The organism is Methylobacterium sp. E-066, from assembly GCF_022829635.1.
Classification (GTDB): Bacteria; Pseudomonadota; Alphaproteobacteria; order Rhizobiales; family Beijerinckiaceae; genus Methylobacterium.
The window spans coordinates 63321-70109 of sequence record NZ_JAKSYO010000090.1 but is presented as its reverse complement, the minus strand read 5'-3'; the positions used below and the strand labels follow the sequence as shown (position 1 = coordinate 70109).

8 protein-coding genes are annotated in these 6789 nt (G+C 68.2%); 5 read left to right on the top strand and 3 right to left on the bottom strand.

Annotation, left to right across the window (positions count from 1 at the left end):
• The 3 genes from MKL20_RS11525 to apbC form a co-directional block, all read right to left on the bottom strand.
• Positions 1-208: hypothetical protein (locus tag MKL20_RS11525; protein WP_244036773.1), on the bottom strand; the 208-nt coding region annotated here is incomplete at its 3' end.
• Entirely contained in the window at positions 180-833 is a 654-nt protein-coding gene (gene mobA / locus MKL20_RS11520; RefSeq protein ID WP_313902717.1) for a molybdenum cofactor guanylyltransferase MobA, read from the bottom strand. The genes mobA and MKL20_RS11525, both read right to left, overlap by 29 nt.
• A 10-nt stretch (positions 834-843) precedes the next feature.
• The gene (gene apbC, locus MKL20_RS11515) at positions 844-1992 is read right to left on the bottom strand and encodes an iron-sulfur cluster carrier protein ApbC (protein WP_244036772.1); all 1149 of its coding nucleotides are present in this window, start codon (positions 1990-1992) and stop codon (positions 844-846) included.
• A 240-nt stretch (positions 1993-2232) separates the two neighbouring features.
• Between apbC and MKL20_RS11510 the strand changes: the two genes are divergently transcribed.
• From MKL20_RS11510 to MKL20_RS11490, 5 genes are all read left to right on the top strand, one after another.
• The gene (locus tag MKL20_RS11510) at positions 2233-2736 is read left to right on the top strand and encodes a pyridoxamine 5'-phosphate oxidase family protein (RefSeq protein ID WP_243965427.1); all 504 of its coding nucleotides are present in this window, start codon (positions 2233-2235) and stop codon (positions 2734-2736) included.
• Positions 2737-2864: 128 nt separating this feature from the next.
• Positions 2865-4157, top strand: a complete 1293-nt coding sequence (locus tag MKL20_RS11505; RefSeq protein ID WP_244036771.1) for a nicotinate phosphoribosyltransferase — start codon at positions 2865-2867, stop codon at positions 4155-4157.
• Between the two features lie 280 nt (positions 4158-4437).
• Positions 4438-5889 (top strand): MmgE/PrpD family protein, encoded by a 1452-nt coding sequence (locus MKL20_RS11500; RefSeq protein WP_244036770.1) that lies wholly within the window; start codon positions 4438-4440, stop codon positions 5887-5889.
• 53 nt (positions 5890-5942) lie between these two features.
• A complete protein-coding gene (locus MKL20_RS11495) occupies positions 5943-6245 on the top strand; it encodes a hypothetical protein (protein WP_243965415.1) in 303 nt (100 codons plus the stop codon).
• Complete coding sequence (locus MKL20_RS11490) at positions 6229-6726, top strand: hypothetical protein (RefSeq protein WP_244036769.1); 498 nt, start codon at positions 6229-6231, stop codon at positions 6724-6726. The genes MKL20_RS11495 and MKL20_RS11490 overlap by 17 nt, the downstream gene beginning before the upstream one ends.
• The last annotated feature ends 63 nt before the right edge of the window (positions 6727-6789 follow it).

Sequence of the window (6789 nt, the reverse complement as noted above, 5' to 3'; positions counted from 1 at the left end):
CGTATTCTTTGATCAGGAAGCGCCACTTCTGGACGTAGTTCCGCTCGATCGTCCGGTCAAAGCTGTTGTCGCGCATCGCAAAGCCCTCCAGGGGCAGCGTGCCGCGATCAGCGAATTTGTGAACCTCCACAGCAATGACGGTGTGGGACGAGTAATCCGCCCGGACGCCATCGGGGCGCTCAAGCGCTTGGCAGTCCTTCGGCAGCACGGCCCGTTTGGGCGAGCCCGCGGTCGAGTTCTGCAGCCGCAGCCAGATCCTCCGGCGTGTTGAGGTTCAGGAACGGATCGACCGTTTCAACCGGCCACTCCACGACAGCAGCGCCGTGGCGCGCGATGAACGCGCCGACCCGCCGCTCGTCCCGCTCCACCAGGGCGCGGCGCAGATCCGCCCGCAGCTCCACCGGCCAGAGCGCCACGGTGTAGTGCTCGTGCCCGCCCGAGGCGGCGAGCGCGATCGGCGAGTCCTTCAGGGCTGATCCGAGCCGCGCGGCGAGATCGCCCGGCAGGAACGGGGCGTCCCCGGGCACGCTCAGGACATGAGTCACACCCGGATGATGCGCGGCGGCGTGCTCCAGCCCCGCGAGAATGCCGGCGAGCGGTCCGAGCTGGCCTGGCAGCGGATCCGGTAGCAGCGGCCCCGGAAACCCGGCGAACCGGTCCGGATCGCCGTTGGCGTTGAGCGCGAGCCCCGCCCCGCATTGCGGGCCGAGCCGCTCGACCACCCGGTCGAGCAGGGTGCGCCCGCCCAGCCGCATCAGGGGCTTGTCGACGCCGCCCATCCGCCGGCCGAGGCCGCCGGCGAGGATCAGGCCCAGGATCTGCGGGCGGTCCACAGAGAAAAAATCACTCGAAGACGATCTTCGGCGCGGTGCGCCCGGCCGGGGCGCCCGAGAGGTTCGCCCACAGGGCGGCGGCGATGTCGCGATAGATTTTAGCGTGCGGGCCGTCCGGATCGGTCGCCACCACGGGCCGGCCGGAATCCGAGGTCTCGCGGATCGTCATGTCGAGGGGCACCTCACCCAGGAACGGCACGCCGAGGCGCTGCGCCTCGATGCGGGCGCCGCCATGCCCGAAGATGTGCGAGGCGTGGCCGCAATTCGGGCAGATGAAGGTCGCCATGTTCTCGATCACCCCGAGGATCGGGACCGCGACCTTCTTGAACATGGTCACGCCGCGCCGCGCATCGATCAGCGCGAGGTCCTGGGGCGTCGAGACGATGACGGCGCCCGAGAGCGGGGTTGCCTGGGCCATGGTGAGCTGGGCGTCGCCGGTGCCCGGCGGCATGTCGACGATGAGCACGTCGAGCTCGCCCCAGAGCACGTCGCGCAGCATCTGGGTGATGGCCGATTGCACCATCGGCCCGCGCCAGATCATCGCCGTCTCGGGCTCGATCAGGAAGCCGATCGACATCACCTTCAGCCCGTAGCCGACCATCGGCTCCATGGACTTGTTGTCGACCACGGTCGGCTTGCCCGACAGGCCGAACAGTTTCGGCACCGACGGTCCGTAGATGTCGGCATCGAGCAGGCCGACCTTCAACCCCTGGGCCTGGAGGGCCAGCGCGAGGTTGCAAGCGGTGGTGGACTTGCCGACGCCGCCCTTGCCGGAGGCGACCGCCACGATGTGGCGCACGCCGGCGATCTGCGGCCCCTGGTTCGGCGGCGCCCCGGGCCTCGGCGGTGCCACCGGCGGCGGCGTCACCGGCCGGGGCGCGGCGTCGCTCTGGGCCGGCATGCCCGGGCCGCGCTCCGAAGTGAGGCTGGCGAACACGCCCGAGACGCCCGGCATCTGCAGGACGCGCCCCTCCGCCTGCCGCCGCACCGGCTCGAACCGCTCGGCCTCGCTCGGATCGACCAGGATCGAGAACATCACCCGGTTGCTCGGATCGACCACGACCTGGGACAGTCGCCCGGAGCCGGGCAGCGTGGTGCCGGCGGCATCGACGGTGACGGATTGGAGCGCGCGCAGCACGTCGTCGCGAGTGATAGCCACGATTCTCGACTCCTGATGGGGCGTCTCGGGACGGGCGTATCCGGCCGTATTCGCTGGCCGTCGGAGCCCCGGAATTTGGTCCCTTGTAGCCCTGCGTGCGGCAAACGCCAGCCTTGCCGGCGGGAGTCCGTCTCGGGGCCTGAACCAACGTGGCCCTCGCCCGTTGTGTCGAGACTCTTTCGGGATCGGCGCACCGCGCAGGTACGCCGCCCGCAGACCACGACCAGGAGACTTTTCCCGATGCATCAGGGCAACCACCGCGACCACGAGGGCGCCAAGAAGCTGTTCGAGCTGGTCAAGGACGTGAAGATCGCCATGATGACCACGGTCGATGCCGAGGGGACGCTCAACAGCCGCCCGATGTGGAACAATGACGCCGACGAGAACGGCGATCTGTGGTTCTTCACCAAGCTGCACTCGCCCAAGACCACCGAGATCAGCAAGGACAACCAGGTGAACCTGGCCTACTCCGACCCGTCGAGCCAGACCTACGTGTCGGTGGCCGGCAAGGCCGAGATCGTGCGCGATCAGGCCAAGATCGACGAGAAGTGGAATGAGAGCCTGAAGACCTGGTTCCCCAACGGCAAGAACGATCCCGAGGTCGCGCTGATCCGCGTCCACCCGGAGAAGGGCGAGTACTGGGACAGCCCCAACAGCACGATGCTGCACCTCTACGGCTACGTGAAGGCGTCGCTCACCGGCGAGAGCCCCAAGACCGAGACCAAGAAGGTCGACCTCGCCTGATTGTTTGTGACTTGGCGACGTGGGTAACGGGGGGCGGCGCGTCGTAGGGACGTGCCGCCCTTCTTCTTGACGCGGCCGCGCCCGGCATGCGCTCTGCGCCGTGAGACGCGCGGACGAGTCCGAAAAACATGATTGATCTGGCGAAGCGGGTCTACGATCACAGCTTCCGCATCGACCCGATCGTGCGGTCGCTGCTCGACACCGATTTCTACAAGCTGCTGATGGCGCAGACGATCCTGCGGCGGCATCCGCAGATCGACACCACCTTCGGGATCACCAACCGCACCAAGCGCATCCGCATCGCCGACGAAGTCGATGCCGGCCTGCTGCGCGAGCAGCTCGACCATGCCCGCAGCCTCCGGCTCAGCAAGGGCGAGGTGACCTGGCTGCGCGGCAACGTGTTCCGCGGCCAGGGGCGGATCCTCGGCCCGGAATTCGTGGCGTGGTTCGAGGGTTTTCAGCTGCCGGACTACGAACTCGCCGTCCATGACGGCCAGTACGAGCTGACGTTCCACGGCCCCTGGATCGAGACCACGATGTGGGAGGTCCCGGCGCTGGCGATCCTGAACGAGCTGCGGGCGCGCGCCGTGCTGCGGGGCCTCGGCAAGCTCGACCTTCAGGTGCTCTACGCCCGGGCGATGACCCGGGTCTGGGAGAAGATCCAGCGGCTGCAGAAGCTGCCCGACCTGTCGGTAGCGGATTTCGGCACGCGCCGGCGCCACGGCTTCCTCTGGCAGGATTGGTGCGTGCAGGCGATGGCCGAGGGGCTGGGCTCGGCGTTCCTCGGCACCTCGAACTGCCTGATCGCCGCCCGGCAGGAGGTCGAGCCGGTGGGCACCAACGCCCACGAATTGCCAATGGTCTACGCGGCGCTCGCCGAGGACGACGCGGCGCTCGCCGCCGCGCCCTACGCGGTTCTGGCCGACTGGCAGGAGGATTACGACGGCAACCTGCGGGTCATCCTGCCCGACACCTACGGCACCACCGGGTTCCTGGCGAACGCCCCGGACTGGGTGAGCGACTGGACCGGGATCCGCATCGATTCGAAGGACCCGATCGCGGGCGGCGAGGAGGTGATCCGGTTCTGGCAGGATCGCGGCTACGATCCCGGGGAAAAACTCGCGATCTTCTCCGACGGGCTCGACATCGACGAGATCGAGCGCATCCACGGCCATTTCCACGGGCGCATGCGCATCGGCTACGGCTGGGGCACCCTGCTCACCAACGATTTTCGGGGTCTCCTGCCCGACGGCAAGCTCGATCCGGTCTCGGTGGTCTGCAAGGTCGTGGAGGCGAACGGCCGCCCGACGGTCAAGCTCTCCGACAACCCGACCAAGGCGCAGGGGCCGGCCGACGAGATCGCCCGCTACCGCCGGGTTTTCGAGATCGGCGAGCAGGAGGCTTTGCCGGTGTTGGTGTGAGGCGCGAGGCCCTTTCCCGGACACCTGCAACGTCAGTGGAAGGTGATCCGGGACCCAGCACGAAAAGCGCCGCGCAGCGGCACCTTACCTAAACCACACAGACGCTGCGCGTCGTCTTGCGCTGGATCCCGGGTCGCATTCCGCTCACGCTCCATACGCCCGGGAAAGGGCGGTGCCTGCGCGCAGATACGAAACGCCCCCCTGACGGACCCGCGCTTTATTCAGTATCGTGTCGACCAACAGGGCAAGCCTCAGGCGGCCGGCCTGACGGGAGAACGCCATGACCTTCAATCGCCGCTCGCTCATCGGCGCCGCAGGCCTCGCCCTCGCGGCACCGGGCCTCGAAAGCGCACAGGCCGCCGAGGCTGCGAAGCCAGCCGCCAAGGCGCCGCCGCCCGTCACAAAAATCCTTGCGCAGTGGATCCTGGCCTCGTCCTACGACACCCTGCCGGAGAATGTTCGCCGCGAGGGCGTGCGCAGCTTCCTCAACTGGGTCGGCGTGGCGATCGGCGGCTCGCACCACGAGACCGTGGATGTGGCGGTCTCGGCGCTGCAGCCCTTTTCCGGGCCGCCGCAGGCCGGCCTGTTCGGCCGGGCGGAGCGGTTCGACATCATGAACGCCGCCTTCCTCAGCGGCGTGGCGAGCCACATCTTCGACTTCGACGACACCCATCTCAAGACGATCATCCATCCGGCCGGCCCAGTCGCCTCGGCGATCCTGGCCTATGCCCAGATGAAGCCGGTCTCGGGGAAGGACTTCCTCGACGCGCTGGTAGTCGGAATCGAGACCGAGTGCCGGATCGGCAACGCGGTCTACCCGAACCACTACGATGCCGGCTGGCACATCACCGGCACGTGCGGGCCGTTCGGCGCCGCGGCCGCCGTCGGCAAGCTGATGGGGCTCACCGAACAGCAGATGATCTACGCGCTGGGGCTCGCCGCCTCGCAGCCGGTGGGCCTGCGCGAATCGTTCGGCTCGATGAACAAGAGCTTCAACCCGGGCCGGGCGGCCTCGAACGGCCTGTTCGCGGCGATCCTGGCGAGCAAGGGGTTTACCTCATCCGACGGCATGATCGAGGCCAAGCGCGGCTGGGCCAACACCATCTCGACCAAGCAGGACTGGTCCGAGATCACCGACGGGCTGGGCACCCGCTACGAGGCGCTGCTCAACACCTACAAGCCCTTCGCCTGCGGCATCGTCATGCATCCGACGATCGATGCGGGCGTGCAGATCCGCGACCAGGACCATGTCCGGCCGGAAGACATCGCCCGGGTCGATCTCAAGGTCCACCCGCTGGTGCTGGAGCTCACCGGCAAGACCGCGCCGAAGACCGGGCTGGAGGGCAAGTTCAGCATCTACCATGCCGCCGCGATCGCCCTGGTGGAAGGCGCGGGCGGCGAGAAGCAGTTCAGCGACCGGGCGGTGAACGACCCGCGGGTCGTGGCCCTGCGCCAGAAGGTGGTGCCGGTGATCACTCCGGGCATCGACGCCGCGCAGGTCGACATGACCGTGACCTTGACCGACGGGCGCAGCTTCCACCGCCGGATTGAGCACGCGATCGGCAGCGTCGAGAAGCCGATGTCCGATGCGCAGCTGGAGGCGAAGTTCGCCGATCTCGCCGCCGGCGTCCTGCCGGAGGCCCAGGCCAAGCGGGTGATGAAGATGTGCTGGTCGCTCCCCGAATTGCAGGATGTGAGCGAGGTGGCCCGGGCCGGGGTGCAAGGGGCGTAGGACGACGGCCGGCCGACATTGACGGTCGCCTGCCGCGGCAGCAGGATCCCGGCATGGCCGACCTTCCGATGGCAGAGATTCGCGCGATCAGTCTTGATGCCGTTCACAGCGTCGCGGGCTCGCAAGCCGGCGATGCCGAGGTCGACATCCGTCTCGATTCGTCGGACGAGCCGGCCTACTTCATCACGCTGCAGCTGGATCGGACCCAGCAACCGCTCCTGACCCCGGCGGCGCGGATCCGTATCGGCCAGAGGATCCGGGACGCCCTGATCGAGGCCGGTGACGAACGCTACCCGTTCGTGCGCTTCCTCTCGCGCGACGACTGGAACGCCCGGGCCGGTGCTCGACCCGCTTGAGCTGCTCGCAGCGGCCCGTGCGCGGGCATCGGGACCGGCGCCGCGTGATGCCGAGCTTCGGCGCGCGATCTCGACGGCCTATTACGCACTGTTCCACACGACCTTGAAACTGGCGGCCGAGCGCTTCGTCGGAGCCGCCCAGAGCGGCACCGCGGCTTACGCGCTGGTGTATCGCGGCTTCGCCCACGGCCGGATGAAGGAAATCTGCCGTGCCATCGACAGGCCGGTTCTCAGCCAGCGGCATCAGGCGCTGCTGCAGCGGACGGGCGTCTCGCCTGCGGCACGGGAATTCGCCAGTGCCTTTGCCAGCTTGCAGGAGCTTCGGCACAGCGCCGATTACGACCCGCAGGTGGTCTTCCGGTCGTCGGACGCAGTGGACGCATGCGATGCAGCCGACCTCGCCATCCAGGCTCTTGCCACCATCAACGCAGCTGAACTTGCCGACATCCTGGCGCTCCTGCTGGTCGACGCGCGGACCTGACCACCGCCTGAGTCCGACGCTCCGCCTCTGAAGCCCCCTCACGGATCCGCGAGGCAAGCGGGA

Bases quoted from the DNA above. Each gene is read 5' to 3' on its own strand.
- MKL20_RS11505 (WP_244036771.1), top strand. From the start codon at position 2,865: ATGATTGATCTGGCGAAGCGGGTCTACGATCACAGCTTCCGCATCGAC.
- MKL20_RS11510 (WP_243965427.1), top strand. From the start codon at position 2,233: ATGCATCAGGGCAACCACCGCGACCACGAGGGCGCCAAGAAGCTGTTC.
- MKL20_RS11500 (WP_244036770.1), top strand. From the start codon at position 4,438: ATGACCTTCAATCGCCGCTCGCTCATCGGCGCCGCAGGCCTCGCCCTC.
- MKL20_RS11495 (WP_243965415.1), top strand. From the start codon at position 5,943: ATGGCCGACCTTCCGATGGCAGAGATTCGCGCGATCAGTCTTGATGCC.